Below are 16,887 nucleotides of genomic sequence, written 5' to 3' on the forward strand. Positions count from 1 at the left end.
TCAATCCCTACTTATCGTCGTCTCGACACAACTGGTGGTGGTCCCGGCACCGGTTGGGCGCCGGGACCAGGCTGTTACCAGCGGTAGTGCGCGAAGGCCTTGTTGGACTCCGCCATCTTGTGCGTGTCCTCGCGCCGCTTGACGGCGGCACCGAGGCCGTTGCTCGCGTCCAGCAGCTCGTTCATCAGCCGCTCGACCATGGTCTTCTCGCGCCGGGCGCGGGAGTACGTGACCAGCCAGCGCAGGCCCAGCGTGGTCGCCCGGGCCGGACGGACCTCGACCGGCACCTGGTAGGTGGCGCCACCGACACGGCGGCTGCGCACCTCGAGGGTCGGCTTGACGTTGTCCATCGCCCGCTTGAGGGTGACGACCGGGTCGGTGCCGGACTTCTCCCGGCAGCCCTCCAGTGCCGCGTACACCACGCGCTCGGCGAGCTGACGCTTGCCCCGCAGCAGGATCTTGTTCACCAGCTGGGTGACCAGCGGCGAGTTGTACACCGGGTCAGCGACCAGCGGCCGCCGCGGAGCGGGTCCCTTACGCGGCATGTCAGCTCTTCTCCTTCTTCGCGCCGTAACGGCTGCGCGCCTGCTTGCGGTTGCGGACACCCTGGGTGTCCAGCGAGCCGCGGACAATCTTGTAACGCACGCCGGGGAGGTCCTTCACACGACCACCGCGGACGAGCACGATCGAGTGCTCCTGCAGGTTGTGGCCGACGCCCGGGATGTAGGCGGTCACCTCGATCTGGCTGCTGAGCTTGACACGAGCGACCTTGCGCAGCGCCGAGTTCGGCTTCTTCGGGGTGGTGGTGTACACGCGAGTGCACACGCCGCGCCGCTGAGGGGATCCCTTCAGCGCCGGGGTCTTGGTCTTACTCGTCTTGGCCTGGCGGCCCTTGCGGACCAGCTGCTGGATCGTGGGCACCGGGTTTCTCCGCTCCCTTCGGCCGCTCACGCGACCGCGCTTCGCTTAACCGGCCTGATGAACCGGCTCTCCTACATTCCGACCAGGGCCACCTCGCGGTGGTCCCGGCACCCGCGGTCGGGCGTGTCGCCCGCTCACGGTTCCCCGGTTCCGACGCTCGCGCGGAGGCTCCGGGTTGTGTCACCGGCACGCGGGTCACCGCCCGCCGGGTCTTCTGGCTCAGTCGTGCCGCTGTTCGGATACCGGATTCCGGATCCTGCGCACGCACGAGTTGCCCGGGCAAGCCCGGGCACAAGGGGAAAGAGTACCTACCACAGCCGTGCAGGTCAAAACGGAAGACCCGCCGGACTTCTCACTGCTCGCCGGCTGAATCCGTCATGCCTGACAGTTGTGATGGGCACCTACGGAAACAAGTGTACCGGCTCCGCCGGAAACCGGACCGATAGCCCCTGGGCGGGCCCGGTCGGTATCCGGCGGCCGGTTCACCCACCCGCCACGAACGTGGATCGCGTCTCAGGTGAGGGTCAGCAGCAACGCCAGTCCCAGGCCCGACAGACAGAGGAGAAGACCCGCGCCACCACAACTGATCCCGGCGATCGCCACGCCACGGCCGGTGAACCGGACCGCCGGCGGAGCGGCCGGGCGGCGGATCTGTCGTACGCCGAGCAGGCCGGCCACCACGGCACCGGCACCGGTCAGGCTGCCCAGCACGGCGAAGGCACCGGCGGCCCAGGCTCCCCCGCCCGTGCCGCCGCCGACCGCACCGATGCAGATGGTCAGGAACGAGATCAGGATCGAGGTGATGCCGGCCACCAGCGATCCGACCGCCAGTCCCGACGTGACCGGGGGTACGTCCAGGTGCACGGTCGCGAACGGGGTGCCGGGCACCGGCTCCACCCGCTTGGGCGGCCGGGGCCGGTCCTGTGGTGGCGGCACGGCCGCCGGGCCACCCCAGCCCGATCCGGACCCGCCTGGAACCGGCGGCGCACCGAATCCCGGGCCACCGGGCGGCGGTCCCGGCGGCGGCGAGTTGTGCGGCGGACCGACACCGGGCGGCCCAGAAGGCGCGGTGAAGCCCGGCGGCGCAGAAGCCGGGCTGAACCCGGGCGGCCCGGACGGCGGACCGAAGCCGGGCGGCGCAGAAGGCGGACCGAAGCCGGGCGGCCCAGAAGCCGGGCTGAACCCGGGCGGCCCGGACGGCGGGCCAAAGCCGGGCGGCGCAGAGGCCGGACCGAAGCCAGGCGGCGCGGAGGGTGGGCCGAAGCCGGGCGGCGCGGAGGGTGGACCGAAGCCGGGCGGTGCACTGTGCGGCGGGGCGTAGGCCGACGCGTACCCGGACGGGGGCGGCGGGGTGGCGGACTCCGGCGCGTACCCGGGCCCTGGCTGCTCCCCCGGTTCCGTCCCGGCCGCGTCGTCCGGGCGCCCGGAAGTGGGCTGGGCGGACTCGCCGCCCTCGGGGCGCGCCGGTTCCGTCACGGGATCTCCTCCTCATCGGCCGTCCACCGCGGTGCGGGACGGACACCGTCAGGCTACCGCCGTGGGTCGGCCCTCCGTGCCCGGCGCGAGGCCCCGTCAGGTCGGGGTCAGTCGACGGTGGGGGCGAAGTCCTGCCCGTAGGGCGCCTCGGCGAGCCGGACCACCCCGATCACCAGCAGCGCCACCACGCTCGCCGCGACCAGGACCAACCCCGTCCAGGCCAGCCGTTCGCCGCGACGCAGCCAGGCCGCGCCGGTCAGGAAGCCGCCCGAGGCGTACGCCTCCCGGCGTGCCTGCCGCGCCAGATGCAGCGCAATCGTCGCGGGGACCACCCCGCCCAGCAGCAGGCCGGTCATCGCCCCCATCAGCCCGAGCGCGAACACGGCGCGGGCCTTGGTCGCCCGGACCGGATCGGGGTCGAGCGGATGACGTGGCGCCGACGCGGTCGGCGCCGGTCCGGGTGCGATCGTCATGAGCACATGATGCCTGTCCGCGCCGGACCCCGCGCCACAGCGGCGGGTACGGACACGAGGAGGCCCCCGGCGGATGCCGGGGGCCTCCCACGTCACACGGTCCTAGCGGTACGACCCGAAGTCGAAGTCGTCCAGCGGAACAGCCTGGCCACTGGCCGGCCCGAAACCGTAGTCGGTCTCCGGGTAGCCGGTCATCGAGTAGACCTTGGCCTTCGCCTCCTCGGTCGGCTCGACCCGGACGTTGCGGTACTTGCTGATGCCGGTACCGGCCGGGATGAGCTTACCGATGATCACGTTCTCCTTAAGACCGATCAGCGAGTCGCTGCGGGCGTGGATCGCCGCGTCGGTCAGCACCCGGGTGGTCTCCTGGAAGGAGGCCGCCGAGAGCCAGGAGTCGGTGGCCAGCGAGGCCTTGGTGATACCCATCAGCACCGGACGTCCGGCTGCGGGCTCGCCGCCCTCGCCGACGAGCCGGCGGTTCTCCGACTCGAACAGCGCCCGGTCGACCAGCACACCCGGCAGGAACTCGGTCGAGCCGGAGTCGATGACCGTCACCCGCTTGAGCATCTGGCGGATGATGATCTCGATGTGCTTGTCGTGGATGAGCACACCCTGCGAGCGGTAGACCTCCTGGACCTCCTGGGTCAGGTGGACCTGGACCGCACGCGGGCCGAGGATGCGCAGCAGCTCGTGCGGGTCGATGGTGCCCTCGGTGAGCTTCTCGCCGACCTCGACGTGGTCGCCGTCGTGCGCCCGCAGCCGGACCCGCTTCGAGATCTTGTCGTACACGATCTCGTCGCTGCCGTCGTCCGGGATCACGACGATCTTGCGCGACCGCTCGCCGTCCTCGATCCGGATCCGGCCGGGGGTGTCGGCGATCGGCGCCTTGCCCTTCGGAATCCGGGCCTCGAAGATCTCCTGCACACGCGGCAGACCCTGAGTGATGTCCTCACCCGCGACACCACCAGTGTGGAAGGTACGCATCGTCAGCTGGGTACCCGGCTCACCGATGGACTGGGCGGCGATGATGCCGACCGCCTCACCGACGTCCACGATCTTGCCGGTCGGCAGCGAGCGGCCGTAGCACGCACCGCAGACGCCCAGCTTCGACTCGCAGGTGAGCACGCTGCGGACCCGGACACCGTCCACCCCGGCGGCGACGATCTTGTCGACCAGGATCGAGTTGATGTCCGCGCCACGCTCGGCGACGACGGTGCCGTCCGGCCCCTTGATGTCGTCGGCGAGGGTACGGGCGTGCACGCTCGTCTCGGCGTGCTCGTGCACCACCAGCCGGCCGTCGAGCTGCTGACCGACCTGCATCGGGATGGCCCGGTCGGTGCCGCAGTCCTCCTCGCGGATGATGACGTCCTGCGAGACGTCCACCAGACGCCGGGTCAGGTAACCCGAGTCGGCGGTACGCAGGGCGGTGTCCGCGAGACCCTTACGGGCACCGTGCGTGGAGATGAAGTACTCCAGCACGGACAGACCCTCCCGGTAGCTGGCCTTGATCGGCCGCGGGATGATCTCGCCCTTGGGGTTGGCCACCAGACCACGGATCGCCGCGATCTGCCGGAGCTGGAGCAGGTTACCGCGAGCACCCGAGTTGATCATCTTCCACAGCGGGTTCTCCTGCGGCAGCGCGGTGTCCATCTCCTTGGCGACCTCGTTGGTCGCCTTGGTCCAGATCTCGATGAGCTCGCCGCGACGCTCCTCGGCGGTCATCAGACCACGCTGGTACTGCTTGTCGATCCGGTCGGCTTCCTTCTCGTACCGCTCCAGGATCTCCCGCTTGCGCGGCGGAGCGATGACGTCCTCCATGCCGATGGTCACGCCGGACCAGGTGGCCCAGTGGAAACCGGCCTCCTTGAGCCCGTCCAGGGTGGCCGCCAGGGCCACCTTCGGGAACCGCTCGGCGAGGTCGTTGACGATCGCGGAGAGCTGACCCTTGCGGATCTCGTAGTTCACGAACCGGTAGCCCTGCGGCAGGGTCTCGTTGAACAGCACCCGGCCGAGCGTGGTCTCCACGCTCAGCGGCTCACCGGGAACCCAGCCCTCGGGCGCGGTCCACGGCTGCCCACCGGCGCCGTTGTCCACCTCGACCACGTCCCGCAGCCGGATCTTGACCGGCGCCTGCAGGTGCAGCTCGCCGTTGTCGTACGCCATCCGCGCCTCGGCGTCCGAGCTGAACGCCCGGCCCTCCCCGCGCTCACCGGTGGTGAGGTGGGTCAGGTGGTAGAGCCCGATGACCATGTCCTGGGTGGGCATGGTGACCGGCTTGCCGTCGGCCGGCTTGAGGATGTTGTTCGACGACAGCATCAGGATCCGCGCCTCGGCCTGGGCCTCGGCGGACAGCGGCACGTGCACCGCCATCTGGTCACCGTCGAAGTCGGCGTTGAACGCGGTGCAGACCAGCGGGTGGATCTGGATGGCCTTGCCCTCGACCAACTGCGGCTCGAAGGCCTGGATGCCGAGTCGGTGCAGGGTGGGCGCCCGGTTGAGCAGCACCGGGTGCTCGCCGATGACCTCTTCCAGCACGTCCCACACGACCGGGCGCTGCCGCTCGACCATCCGCTTGGCGGATTTGATGTTCTGCGCGTGGTTGAGGTCGACCAGCCGCTTCATCACGAACGGCTTGAACAGCTCCAGCGCCATCTGCTTGGGCAGACCACACTGGTGCAGCTTGAGCTTCGGGCCGACCACGATGACCGAACGGCCGGAGTAGTCGACGCGCTTGCCCAGCAGGTTCTGACGGAACCGACCCTGCTTGCCCTTGAGCATGTCGGACAGCGACTTCAGCGGACGGTTACCCGGGCCGGTGACCGGCCGGCCGCGGCGGCCGTTGTCGAACAGCGCGTCGACGGCCTCCTGCAGCATCCGCTTCTCGTTGTTGACGATGATCTCGGGCGCACCGAGGTCGATCAGCCGCTTGAGCCGGTTGTTCCGGTTGATCACGCGGCGGTACAGGTCGTTCAGGTCGCTGGTCGCGAAGCGGCCACCGTCGAGCTGCACCATCGGGCGCAGGTCCGGCGGGATGACCGGTACGCAGTCGAGCACCATGCCGAGCGGCGAGTTGCGGGTGTTCTGGAACGCCGCGACGACCTTGAGCCGCTTGAGCGCCCGGATCTTCCGCTGACCCTTACCGGTGCGGATGGTCTCCCGCAGGTTCTCCGCCTCGGCCTCAAGGTCCATGTTCTGCACCAGGGCCTTGATCGCCTCGGCGCCCATGCCCCCGGTGAAGTACTCGCCGAACCGGTCGCGCAGCTCACGGTAGAGCAACTCGTCGGTGACCAACTGCTTCGAGTCCAGCTTGCGGAAGGTGTCCAGCACCTCGTCCAGGCGGTCGATCTCGCGCTGGGCCCGGTCGCGGATCTGGCGCATCTCGCGCTCTCCGCCCTCCTTGACCTTGCGCCGGACGTCCGCCTTCGCGCCCTCCGCCTCCAGCTCGGCCAGGTCGGCCTCGAGCTTGGCGGCCCGCTTCTCGATCTCCGAGTCGCGGCTGTTCTCCGACTGCCGCTTCTCGGCCAGGATCTCGTTCTCGATGGTCGAGAGGTCGCGGTGACGCGCTTCGGCGTCGACGCTCGTCACGACGTACGAGGCGAAGTAAATGATCTTCTCGAGGTCCTTCGGGGCGAGGTCCAGCAGGTAACCCAGCCGGCTCGGCACGCCCTTGAAGTACCAGATGTGGGTCACCGGCGCGGCGAGCTCGATGTGGCCCATCCGCTCACGGCGGACCTTCGAGCGGGTCACCTCGACGCCGCAGCGCTCACAGATGATGCCCTTGAACCGGACCCGCTTGTACTTGCCGCAGTAGCACTCCCAGTCCCGCTGCGGACCGAAGATCTTCTCGCAGAAGAGCCCGTCCTTCTCCGGCTTGAGGGTGCGGTAGTTGATCGTCTCGGGCTTCTTGACCTCGCCGTGCGACCACTGACGGATGTCGTCGGCGGTCGCCAGCCCAATTCGCAACTCGTCGAAAAAGTTGACGTCGAGCACGTTCAATTCCCTCACACGTCGCTTGTTGCGTTAGCAGCTGACCGGGTCTGGGCTCGGGGCGGGGCGGCCTCCGGAGAGAACGCCCCGCCACCGAGGCCCAACGTCACACTTCCTCGACCGAGCTCGGCTCGCGCCGGGAAAGGTCGATACCCAGCTCCTCCGCGGCCCGGAAGACCTCGTCGTCGGTCTCGCGCATCTCCAGGGCCACGCCGTCGCTGGAGAGCACCTCGACGTTGAGGCACAGCGACTGCAGCTCCTTGAGCAGCACCTTGAACGACTCCGGGATGCCCGGCTCGGGGATGTTCTCGCCCTTGACGATCGCCTCGTAGACCTTGACCCGGCCCAGGACGTCGTCGGACTTGATCGTCAGCAGCTCCTGCAGGGCGTACGCGGCACCGTAGGCCTGCATCGCCCAGCACTCCATCTCACCGAAGCGCTGGCCACCGAACTGCGCCTTACCACCCAGCGGCTGCTGCGTGATCATCGAGTACGGACCGGTCGACCGAGCGTGGATCTTGTCGTCGACCAGGTGGTTGAGCTTCAGGATGTAGATGTAGCCGACCGCGATCGGGTCCGGCAGCGGCTCGCCGGAGCGACCGTCGAACAACTGCGCCTTACCGGTGGCGCCGATCAGCTGCTTGCCGTCCCGGTTGGGCAGGGTCGACGCGAGCAGACCGGAGATCTCCTCCTCGCGGGCACCGTCGAAGACCGGCGTGGCCACGTTGGTGTCCGGCTCGGACTCGTCCGCACCGATCCCTTGGAGCTGACGCTTCCACTCCGCGTCGTCGCCGTCGACCTTCCAACCGGTCTTGGCCACCCAGCCCAGGTGGGTCTCCAGCACCTGGCCGATGTTCATCCGGCTCGGCACACCCAGCGGGTTGAGCACGATGTCGACCGGGGTGCCGTCCTCCAGGAACGGCATGTCCTCGACCGGCAGGATCTTGGAGATGACGCCCTTGTTGCCGTGCCGGCCGGCGAGCTTGTCGCCGTCCTGGATCTTCCGCTTCTGGGCGACGTAGACCCGGACCAACTCGTTGACGCCCGGCGGCAGCTCGTCGCCGTCCTCGCGGGAGAAGGTACGCACGCCGATGACCGTGCCGGTCTCACCGTGCGGCACCTTCAGCGAGGTGTCCCGGACCTCACGCGCCTTCTCACCGAAGATCGCGCGGAGCAGCCGCTCCTCCGGGGTCAGCTCGGTCTCGCCCTTCGGCGTGACCTTGCCGACCAGGATGTCGCCGGGGACGACCTCCGCACCGATCCGGATGATGCCGCGCTCGTCGAGGTCGGCGAGCATCTCCTCGCTGACGTTCGGGATGTCGCGGGTGATTTCCTCCGGGCCGAGCTTGGTGTCCCGCGCGTCGACCTCGTGCTCCTCGATGTGGATCGAGGTGAGCACGTCCTGCTGCACGAGGCGCTGCGACAGGATGATCGCGTCCTCGTAGTTGTGACCCTCCCAGCACATGAACGCCACGAGCAGGTTGCGCCCGAGCGCCATCTCGCCCTCGTCGGTGCACGGCCCGTCGGCGACGACCTGGCCGGCCTCGACCCGGTCACCCTCGAAGACCACCGGCTTCTGGTTGACGCAGGAGCCGGCGTTGGAGCGGCGGAACTTGTGCAGCAGGTACGTCCGGCGGTGGCCGTCGTCCTGGTGGACGGTGATGTAGTCGGCGCACAGGTCCTCGACCACGCCACCGACCTCGGCCACCACCACGTCACCGGCGTCGACCGCGGCGCGGTACTCCATGCCGGTGCCGACCAGCGGCGACTCCGCCTTGACCAGCGGCACCGCCTGACGCTGCATGTTGGCGCCCATCAGGGCCCGGTTCGCGTCGTCGTGCTCCAGGAACGGGATCATCGCGGTCGCGACCGAGGTCATCTGCCGCGGCGACACGTCCATGTAGTCCACCGCGCCGGGCGCGACGTCCTCGGTCTCGCCGCCCTTACGGCGGACCAGGACGCGGTCCTCGGCGAACGTGCCGTCGGCCCGCAGCGGCGCGTTGGCCTGCGCCTTGACGAACCGGTCCTCCTCGTCCGCGGTCAGGTAGTCGATCTGGTCGGTGACCCGACCGTCGACGACCTTCCGGTACGGCGTCTCGATGAAGCCGAACGGGTTGACCCGGGCGAAGGTGGACAGGGCGCCGATCAGACCGATGTTCGGGCCTTCCGGCGTCTCGATCGGGCACATCCGGCCGTAGTGGGACGGGTGCACGTCGCGGACCTCGAAGCCGGCCCGCTCCCGGGACAGACCACCCGGGCCGAGCGCGCTCAGCCGGCGCCGGTGGGTCAGGCCCGCCAGCGGGTTGGTCTGGTCCATGAACTGGGACAGCTGCGAGGTGCCGAAGAACTCCCGGATCGCGGCCACCACGGGACGGATGTTGATCAGGGTCTGCGGCGTGATCGCCTCGACGTCCTGAGTCGTCATCCGCTCGCGGACGACCCGCTCCATCCGGGAGAGGCCGACCCGAACCTGGTTCTGGATCAGCTCGCCCACGGTACGCAGGCGCCGGTTGCCGAAGTGGTCGATGTCGTCGGCCTCGTAGCCCTCCTCACCGGCGTGCAGCCGGCAGAGGTACTCCACGGTGGCGACGATGTCGTCCTCGGTCAGCGTGCCGGTGGTGATCGGCACGTCCACTTCGAGCTTCTTGTTGAACTTGTACCGACCGACCTTGGCGACGTCGTACCGCTTCGGGTTGAAGAAGAGGTTGTCGAGCAGGGTCTGGGCGTTCTCACGGGTCGGCGGCTCGCCAGGGCGCAGCTTCCGGTAGATGTCGAGTAGCGCCTCGTCCTGGCCGGCGATGTGGTCCTTCTCGAGCGTGGTCATCATCAGCTCGGACCAGCCGAACTTCTCACGGATCCGCTCGGCCGACCATCCGACGGCCTTGAGCAGCACCGTGACGGCCTGCCGACGCTTGCGGTCGATGCGTACGCCGACCGTGTCGCGCTTGTCGATGTCGAACTCCAGCCAGGCACCCCGGCTCGGGATGACCTTGACGCTGGAGAGGTCGCGGTCGGAGGTCTTGTCCGGCTGCTTGTCGAAGTAGACGCCCGGCGAGCGGACGAGCTGGCTGACCACGACGCGCTCGGTGCCGTTGATGATGAAGGTGCCCTTCGGCGTCATCATCGGGAAGTCACCCATGAACACCGTCTGGCTCTTGATCTCGCCGGTGGTGTTGTTGGTGAACTCCGCGGTCACGAAGAGCGGCGCGCAGTAGGTCAGGTCCTTCTCCTTGCACTCCTCGATCGAGGCCTTGACCTCGTCGAAGCGCGGTGCCGAGAAGGAAAGCGACATGGTGCCGGAAAAGTCCTCAATGGGACTGATCTCGTCGAGGATTTCCGCGAGACCCGAGCGTGCGTGCGGGTCGTCCGCCGACCGGCCCTGCCAACCCTCGTTGCCGACGAGCCAGTCGAAGGACTCGTTCTGAATGGCGAGGAGGTTGGGGACCTCGAGGTGTTCGGTGATCCGACCGAAGGAAACTCGGCGGGGAGCGAATGCGCTCGACGTACGACTGGTCTTCGCAGGGCGGGAAGCTGCCAAGATGCGTCCTTCCGAGGACCGGTGCTGCAGAACGGCTGGTACGCGTGCACTCCAATGACCCCACCAGAAAATATCCATAAACGGACATTTCCGAGCAGGGGTCAAGTCGGAAGGCAGCGCAAACTAGCAGTGTAGCCGAGAGGCTAACCGCTGTCCAGCCCACCCCGCAGGAAGTTGCGGAACGGGCCTCGGGACCCTGGAAACGGGTCGCACCGGGCCGCTCGGAACGCAACGTCCCTGCCGGGCCGCCCAGGTGTCTGCGGCGGTGGTGCTGCCGCTTCATACCCAGCCGGTGGCCGTCGCAAGCGCGGAAGGTCTTGCTGATGTCAGCGTGCCTGGGAGGCCATGGTCGCGTCAAGGGCCGGTGCCGCCATCCGACGCTCTTTCCCACCGACGGGCGAAACGAGCGCCGTTCGCCCCCACGCCCGCCGCGACGCACACGCCCTGCTCATGACCGGTTCCGGGCGGTGAAACCACACAGCGGGCGGCGATCCGAGATCCGGATCGTCGCCCGCCGCGATGTGGGTGTGCCCCGGCTCACGTGAGCCGGGGCGCCCGGGTGAGGCTCAGGTCACTTGAGGGTGACCTTGGCGCCCTCGCCCTCCAGCTTGGCCTTGGCCTTGTCGGCGGCCTCCTTGTTGACCTTCTCCAGGACCGCCTTCGGCGCGGCCTCGACCAGGTCCTTGGCCTCCTTGAGGCCCAGGCCGGTCAGCTCACGCACGACCTTGATGACCTGGATCTTCTTGCCACCGTCGGCGTCGAGGATGACGTCGAACTCGTCCTTCTCCGGCTCGGCCTCGGCGGCGGCGCCACCCTGGGCCGGGCCCGCGGCGACCGCGACCGGCGCGGCGGCGGTGACCTCGAAGGTCTCCTCGAACTGCTTCACGAACTCGGAGAGCTCGATCAGCGTCATCTCCTTGAACGCGTCGAGCAGCTCTTCGGTGCTGAGCTTCGCCATGTCTGGCGTCCTTTCTGAATGGTTTATCTAAGAACGTGGGTGCGCCGGGTGGCCTCAGGCCGCCTCGGCGCCCTCCTTCTCGCGCTTGTCCTGCAGTGCGGCCGCCAGACGGGCGGTCTTCGACAGCGGGGCCTGGAACAGGGCCGCAGCCTTGCTCAGGTTGCCCTTCATCGCGCCGGCCAGCTTGGCCAGCAGCACCTCGCGGGACTCCAGGTCGGCGAGCTTCGTGACCTCGGCCGCGGTGATGGCCTTGCCCTCGAAGACGCCGCCCTTGATGACGAGCTTCGGGTTGGACTTCGCGAAGTCGCGAAGTCCCTTCGCCGCCTCGACGATGTCGCCCGAAACGAAAGTCAGCGCGGTAGGACCGGTGAACAGCTCGTCGAGGCCGGAGATGCCCGCGTCCGCCGCAGCACGCTTGGCCAGCGTGTTCTTGGCGACCGTGTAGGTGGTCTCCTTGCCGAGCGAGCGCCGCAGCTGGGTGAGCTGGGAAACCGTCAGACCGCGGTACTCGGTCAGCACGGTGGCACCCGCGCTGCGGAAACTCTCCGTCAGCTCAGCAACGGCCGTGGCCTTGTCGGCCCGGATCGGCTTGTCCGCCATGTCCCTCCTCTCTCGTTACTCGAGGCTGGTCACCGTCGCAGACAGGCGCCTGTGACGGGGGCGGAGGCACCGCGGCAACAGAAAAGCCCCGGCGCAGGGCGCACGGGGCGAGGTCGGCGGAGATCATCGCAGTCGGCGGACCACGGGACACTGCCGGTTATCGCTTGCCGCCCTACGCGGGTCGCCCGTCTTCGCGGGACCTTCGACCGTGCCGAGGCACGGTGACCAGCGGTCTCTGGGTGGATCCTCACACATGACAACATGTGTGAACCTACGCAGCGTACGCGACCACGCGCCGCTCCACCAAATGCTCTGCTGTGCCCCTGCTCACCCGGCTGAGGCCACCGGCCGTACGCGGCGGACCGTCAGATCCGCCGACGAGAGCCGGAAGGGCCCCGCCACGACCGTGGCGGGGCCCTTCGCGGAGGTCGATGCTCAGCTGTCGGCCGAGCCCTCCTGCAGGTTCTTCACCAGGTTCGGGTCGATCGGCACACCCGGGCCCATCGTCGTGGTGAGGGTGACCTTCTTGAGGTACTTGCCCTTCGCCGCAGACGGCTTGGCCCGCAGCACCTCGTCGAGGACCGCCGCGTAGTTGTCCACCAGCTGGTTCTCGGAGAACGAGGCCTTGCCGATGATCAGGTGCAGGTTGGAGTGCTTGTCAACCCGGAAGGTGATCTTGCCGCCCTTGATGTCCGCGACCGCCTTGGTGACGTCCATGGTCACCGTGCCGGTCTTCGGGTTCGGCATCAGACCGCGCGGGCCCAGGATCCGCGCGATCCGACCGATCTTGGCCATCTGGTCCGGCGTGGCGATCGCCGCGTCGAAGTCCAACCAACCGCCCTGGATCCGGGCGACCAGCTCGTCGGTACCCACCTCGTCGGCACCGGCGGCGACGGCCTCCTCGGCCTTCGCACCGGCGGCGAAGACGATCACGCGGGCGGTCTTACCGGTGCCGTGCGGCAGGTTGACCGTGCCGCGGACCATCTGGTCCGCCTTGCGGGGGTCGACGCCGAGGCGCATGGCGACCTCGACCGTGGCGTCGAACTTGACGTTGGTCGTCTCCTTGGCCAGCTTGACGGCCTCGGCGGGGGTGTAGAGCTTGGACCGGTCGATGACCTCGGCGGCCTTGCGGTAGCTCTTGCTGCGCTGCATTTCTGTCTACTCCTGTGGTTTCTGGCGGGCCCGCGGTGCTCGCGCGCCCTCCCACGATCCGTACGGGTTCGCTGTGGCCGAGATCAGTCGGTGACGTTCAGGCCCATCGACCGGGCGGTACCGGCAATGATCTTCTCGGCCTGGTCGAGGTCGTTGGCGTTGAGGTCGGCCATCTTCTTCTCGGCGATCTCACGCAACTGGGCGCGGGTCACCGAGCCGACCTTCTGGGTGTGCGGGACGCCCGAGCCCTTCGGCACACCGGCGGCCTTGATCAGCAGCCGGGCGGCGGGCGGGGTCTTCAGCACGAAGGTGAAGGACCGGTCCTCGTACACGCTGATCTCGGCGGGGACGATGTCGCCCCGCTGCGACTCGGTCTGCGCGTTGTAGGACTTGCAGAACTCCATGATGTTCACGCCGTGCTGACCGAGCGCGGGGCCCACCGGCGGCGCCGGGGTGGCCTGGCCCGCCGGCAGCTGAAGCGTGAACGTCTTGACGAGCTTCTTCTTCGGAGGCATGTCTCTTCCTGGGGCTTGGAACTGGGAATTGTTCGCACCGACGTCGCCGTCGGGCGCGCACGGTCAGCGCGTGTGGACGGCGGCGACGTTCTAGGGTAGCGCAGGCCGGAATCCACCCGCCCACAGAGGTTGCCCCCGACGGGGCGAACCGGACCAGACGAACGTCGTCGACCGGCCGCGACGACCACCCGGGTCGTCGCCGCCGGTCGACGCGATCAGATCTTGGCGACCTGGTTGAAGTTCAGCTCCACCGGCGTCTCCCGGCCGAAGATCGACACCAGCACCTTGAGCTTCTGCTGGTCGGCGTTGATCTCACTGATCGTGGCCGGCAGCGACGCGAAGGCGCCGTCGGTGACGGTGACCGAGTCGCCGACCTCGAAGTCGAGGACCTTGATCTCCGGCTTGGCCTTCTTCTGCTCGGTCTCGACGGCCGGCGCCAGCCACTTCAGCACCTCGTCGAGGCTCAACGGGGCCGGGCGGTCGGCCCGGTCCGTGGCACCCACGAAACCGGTCACCCCGGGCGTGTTGCGCACGCAGGAGTAGGACTCGGCGGTCAGCTCCATCCGGACCAGGATGTAGCCCGGGAAGACCTTCGCCTGGACCTGGGACCGCTTGCCGTTCTTGACCTCGACCTCTTCCCGGGTCGGCACCTCGACCTGGTAGATGTAGTCCTCCATGTCGAGGGACGTGATCCGGGTCTCGAGGTTGGTCTTGACCTTGTTCTCATAGCCGGCGTACGAGTGCACCACGTACCAGTCGCCCGGCGCGTAGCGCAGCTTCTGCCGCAGCTCCGCCACCGGGTCGTAGTCCTCGTCGGGTGCGGGCTCCGTGGTCGCGAACTCCGGCTCGCTGGCGGCCTCGACCGACTCGTCGTTCGCCGCCGTCGCCACCGTGGACTGCTCGTCCGGGGTCTCGGCGGTCTCGTCGTACTCAGGCACGCTTGCTCACTTCCGTCACTATCGGCACAGTCAGCCGGTCAGCTGGGGTTGCCGAAGACCCACAACACGCCCTTCGCGAAGGCGTAGTCAAGGCCGGCCACGATCGTCAGCATCATCGCGACGAATGCGACCACCACGGCCGTGTAGGTCAGCAGCTCCTTGCGCGTCGGCCAGATGACCTTACGCAGTTCGGCCACGACCTCGCGGATGAAACGCGCGACGCGGCCGAACAGGCCAACCTTCTCGGCATCGGCGCGCGTCTTCGACCGGCTGTCGGCGGAATCCGCCTTGGCCCGCTCACGGGTGGCGGTGCCGCCCCGTGATACCAGCTCGTCCGCGTCGGTGGCGTCGTCGTCGGCACCGTCGCCGTCGTTGACCACCTCGTCGTTCAGGCGGTCGTCGTCGGCGTCCTCGCCGCGCCGCTTGTTGTCGGCCACTTCGCCCTCCGTCGCGGGATGTCGGGGTCGTACGCGGTACACGCGTACGCGGCGCTGGTCACGCCGGCCGGACCAACCGTCCCGGGACGGGCCGCGGCCGGCGGATCAACCGGAGGGGCCCCGATGCCTCGGAACCTCTCCGCCGATGCCACCACCACGGGCCGCACGCCACCGAGCGGTGACGCGACCCACGGAACGGTCAGGCCTGAGGCGCAGGGGTGACAGGACTTGAACCTGCAGCCTGCGGTTTTGGAGACCGCTGCTCTGCCAATTGAGCTACACCCCTGTGCGGCAACGCTCGTCCCACCAGGTCACACGACCAGGCAGGAGTCACTTGCCCCACGGCGGACCAGTGTACGGGTACGGACCCGACTTTCCCAACCGGTCCACCGATCGTGCCGGACGGGGCCGCTCAGGCGGAGGTCCGCACGATGGCCCGCGCCTGCGACAACACCTTCTCGCCCTGACAGGTGGCGGTGATGTCGAGCCTGGTCAGGCCCTCCTCGGTGACCTCGCGGACCACGGCGGTCACCACGATCTCGGTGCCCTGGTCGTCGTCCGGCACGACCACCGGGCGGGTGAATCGGACGTTGTAGTCGACCACCGCGTCGGGGCCACCGGCCCAGGCGGTGACGGCCCGGCCGACCAGCGCCATGGTGAACATGCCGTGCGCGATCACCCCCGGCAGACCCACCTTGGTCGCGAACCGGTCGTTCCAGTGGATCGGGTTGAAGTCGCCCGAGGCGCCGGCGTAGCGGACCAGGTCCGCCCGGGTCACTCGGAACGTCTGGGTGGTCAGCTCCATGTCAGGCCTCCCCGCGTACGACGAGCTTGGACCAGACCGTGACCACCGGCTCGCCGGCGGTCGTGCTGACCTCGGTCCGGGTGGTCAGGAACTCGTGACCACCCCGGCTGGTGATGTCCTCCACGAAGTTGACGCAGACCAGTTCGTCGCCGGCCGCCACCGGGCGGGTGTACGCGAACCGCTGGTCGCCGTGGACGACCCGGCTGTAGTCGACACCGAGGGCCGGGTCCTCGACGATCTGGCGGCTGGCGGCCATGGTGATCACCACGGGGAAGGTCGGCGGCGCGACCACGTCGGGATGGCCGAGGGCTCGGGCCGCCTCCGGGTCGTGATAGGCGGGATCGGTCGCCCCGATCGCCGTCGCGAACTCGCGGATCTTCTCGCGGCCCACCTGGTAGGGGGCGGTCGGCGGGAAACTGCGGCCGACGAAGGAGTGGTCCAGGGACATGCCGCGAACCTACACGCAACGCATGATCGCCGGTCCGAGCGGTCGACGTCGGCCCGAGGGCCGCGCCGCCGCACGAACCGGCGATCGTGGAATGCGTCGACCCGGGCCGAATCGGCCCGGCCGGGTCAGCGGGTCTCGCGGTGAACGGTGTGCCGTCCGTCCCGGGGGCAGAACTTCTTCAGCTCGATGCGGTCCGGGTCGTTACGGCGGTTCTTGCGCGTGATGTAGTTGCGCTCCTTGCACTCCACACACGCCAAAGTGATCTTCGGCCGGACATCGGTCGCCTTCGCCACGGCGGAGTGCCTTCCTCGCTAACGGATACAACTACAGCGCTACAGCGTACGCCCCACCAGGGCGGACACGCAAAGCGGGCGCCCAGGGCGCCCGTCCTACCGACCGCCGGAATGCTCCGGACGGACGAGAGTAGCGGTGGCCGGACTTGAACCGGCGACACAGCGATTATGAGCCGCTTGCTCTGCCATCTGAGCTACACCGCCGTGGTGGGCCCAGCCGGGCCCTCTGAGCCCCCTTACGGAATCGAACCGTAGACCTTCTCCTTACCATGGAGACGCTCTGCCGACTGAGCTAAGGGGGCCTGCGCGATCACTCGGTGCCGCGCAGAGGTAAGAGTACACGGCC

The 16,887-nt window shown here is 68.7% G+C and carries 15 protein-coding genes and 3 tRNA genes; all 18 read right to left on the reverse strand.

The window, feature by feature from the left end; all coding sequences use genetic code 11:
• Positions 1–74: 74 nt before the first annotated feature.
• The 18 genes from rpsG to ACQVFL_RS26635 all read right to left on the reverse strand — a co-directional run bounded on the left by rpsG (position 75) and on the right by ACQVFL_RS26635 (position 16,843).
• The gene (gene rpsG, locus ACQVFL_RS26550; RefSeq protein ID WP_091650217.1) at positions 75–545 is read right to left on the reverse strand and encodes a 30S ribosomal protein S7; all 471 of its coding nucleotides are present in this window, start codon (positions 543–545) and stop codon (positions 75–77) included.
• Between the two features lies 1 nt (position 546).
• Positions 547–921, reverse strand: a complete 375-nt coding sequence (gene rpsL / locus ACQVFL_RS26555) for a 30S ribosomal protein S12 (protein ID WP_014440718.1) — start codon at positions 919–921, stop codon at positions 547–549.
• A gap of 513 nt (positions 922–1,434) precedes the next feature.
• On the reverse strand, positions 1,435–1,809 hold the full coding sequence (locus tag ACQVFL_RS26560; protein ID WP_396690965.1) for a hypothetical protein: 375 nt from the start codon (positions 1,807–1,809) through the stop codon (positions 1,435–1,437).
• A gap of 695 nt (positions 1,810–2,504) precedes the next feature.
• Positions 2,505–2,870, reverse strand: a complete 366-nt coding sequence (locus tag ACQVFL_RS26565) for a hypothetical protein (protein WP_396690246.1) — start codon at positions 2,868–2,870, stop codon at positions 2,505–2,507.
• A 102-nt stretch (positions 2,871–2,972) separates the two neighbouring features.
• Positions 2,973–6,860 carry a DNA-directed RNA polymerase subunit beta' gene (locus tag ACQVFL_RS26570; protein ID WP_431729897.1) on the reverse strand — a complete coding sequence of 1,296 codons (3,888 nt, stop codon included), beginning with the start codon at positions 6,858–6,860 and terminating at the stop codon, positions 2,973–2,975.
• Between the two features lie 103 nt (positions 6,861–6,963).
• Positions 6,964–10,395, reverse strand: coding sequence for a DNA-directed RNA polymerase subunit beta (locus tag ACQVFL_RS26575; RefSeq protein ID WP_396690244.1), 3,432 nt, complete (start codon positions 10,393–10,395; stop codon positions 6,964–6,966).
• A 571-nt stretch (positions 10,396–10,966) separates the two neighbouring features.
• Positions 10,967–11,353 (reverse strand): 50S ribosomal protein L7/L12, encoded by a 387-nt coding sequence (gene rplL, locus ACQVFL_RS26580; RefSeq protein ID WP_396690242.1) that lies wholly within the window; start codon positions 11,351–11,353, stop codon positions 10,967–10,969.
• Positions 11,354–11,407: 54 nt separating this feature from the next.
• Positions 11,408–11,953 carry a 50S ribosomal protein L10 gene (gene rplJ / locus ACQVFL_RS26585; protein ID WP_396690240.1) on the reverse strand — a complete coding sequence of 182 codons (546 nt, stop codon included), beginning with the start codon at positions 11,951–11,953 and terminating at the stop codon, positions 11,408–11,410.
• 435 nt (positions 11,954–12,388) lie between these two features.
• Positions 12,389–13,105 (reverse strand): 50S ribosomal protein L1, encoded by a 717-nt coding sequence (gene rplA, locus ACQVFL_RS26590; RefSeq protein WP_396690238.1) that lies wholly within the window; start codon positions 13,103–13,105, stop codon positions 12,389–12,391.
• Between the two features lie 83 nt (positions 13,106–13,188).
• Positions 13,189–13,620, reverse strand: a complete 432-nt coding sequence (gene rplK, locus ACQVFL_RS26595; RefSeq protein ID WP_396690236.1) for a 50S ribosomal protein L11 — start codon at positions 13,618–13,620, stop codon at positions 13,189–13,191.
• Between the two features lie 215 nt (positions 13,621–13,835).
• Positions 13,836–14,558 carry a transcription termination/antitermination protein NusG gene (gene nusG / locus ACQVFL_RS26600; protein ID WP_396690234.1) on the reverse strand — a complete coding sequence of 241 codons (723 nt, stop codon included), beginning with the start codon at positions 14,556–14,558 and terminating at the stop codon, positions 13,836–13,838.
• A 38-nt stretch (positions 14,559–14,596) separates the two neighbouring features.
• Complete coding sequence (gene secE, locus ACQVFL_RS26605) at positions 14,597–14,995, reverse strand: preprotein translocase subunit SecE (RefSeq protein ID WP_396690232.1); 399 nt, start codon at positions 14,993–14,995, stop codon at positions 14,597–14,599.
• Positions 14,996–15,208: 213 nt separating this feature from the next.
• Positions 15,209–15,281 (reverse strand) — tRNA-Trp (locus tag ACQVFL_RS26610).
• Positions 15,282–15,407: 126 nt separating this feature from the next.
• On the reverse strand, positions 15,408–15,800 hold the full coding sequence (locus tag ACQVFL_RS26615; RefSeq protein ID WP_396690230.1) for a MaoC family dehydratase: 393 nt from the start codon (positions 15,798–15,800) through the stop codon (positions 15,408–15,410).
• A gap of 1 nt (position 15,801) precedes the next feature.
• Positions 15,802–16,248: a MaoC family dehydratase N-terminal domain-containing protein gene (locus ACQVFL_RS26620; RefSeq protein ID WP_350692903.1), complete on the reverse strand. Its 447-nt coding sequence runs from the start codon at positions 16,246–16,248 to the stop codon at positions 15,802–15,804.
• Positions 16,249–16,373: 125 nt separating this feature from the next.
• Positions 16,374–16,541, reverse strand: coding sequence for a 50S ribosomal protein L33 (gene rpmG, locus ACQVFL_RS26625; RefSeq protein WP_007073056.1), 168 nt, complete (start codon positions 16,539–16,541; stop codon positions 16,374–16,376).
• Between the two features lie 131 nt (positions 16,542–16,672).
• Positions 16,673–16,745, reverse strand: a tRNA-Met gene (locus ACQVFL_RS26630).
• Positions 16,746–16,770: 25 nt separating this feature from the next.
• Positions 16,771–16,843 (reverse strand) — tRNA-Thr (locus ACQVFL_RS26635).
• Positions 16,844–16,887: the final 44 nt, after the last annotated feature.

This window comes from Verrucosispora sp. TAA-831 (assembly GCF_050780145.1).
In the GTDB taxonomy this organism is placed as follows: Bacteria; Actinomycetota; Actinomycetes; order Mycobacteriales; family Micromonosporaceae; genus Micromonospora.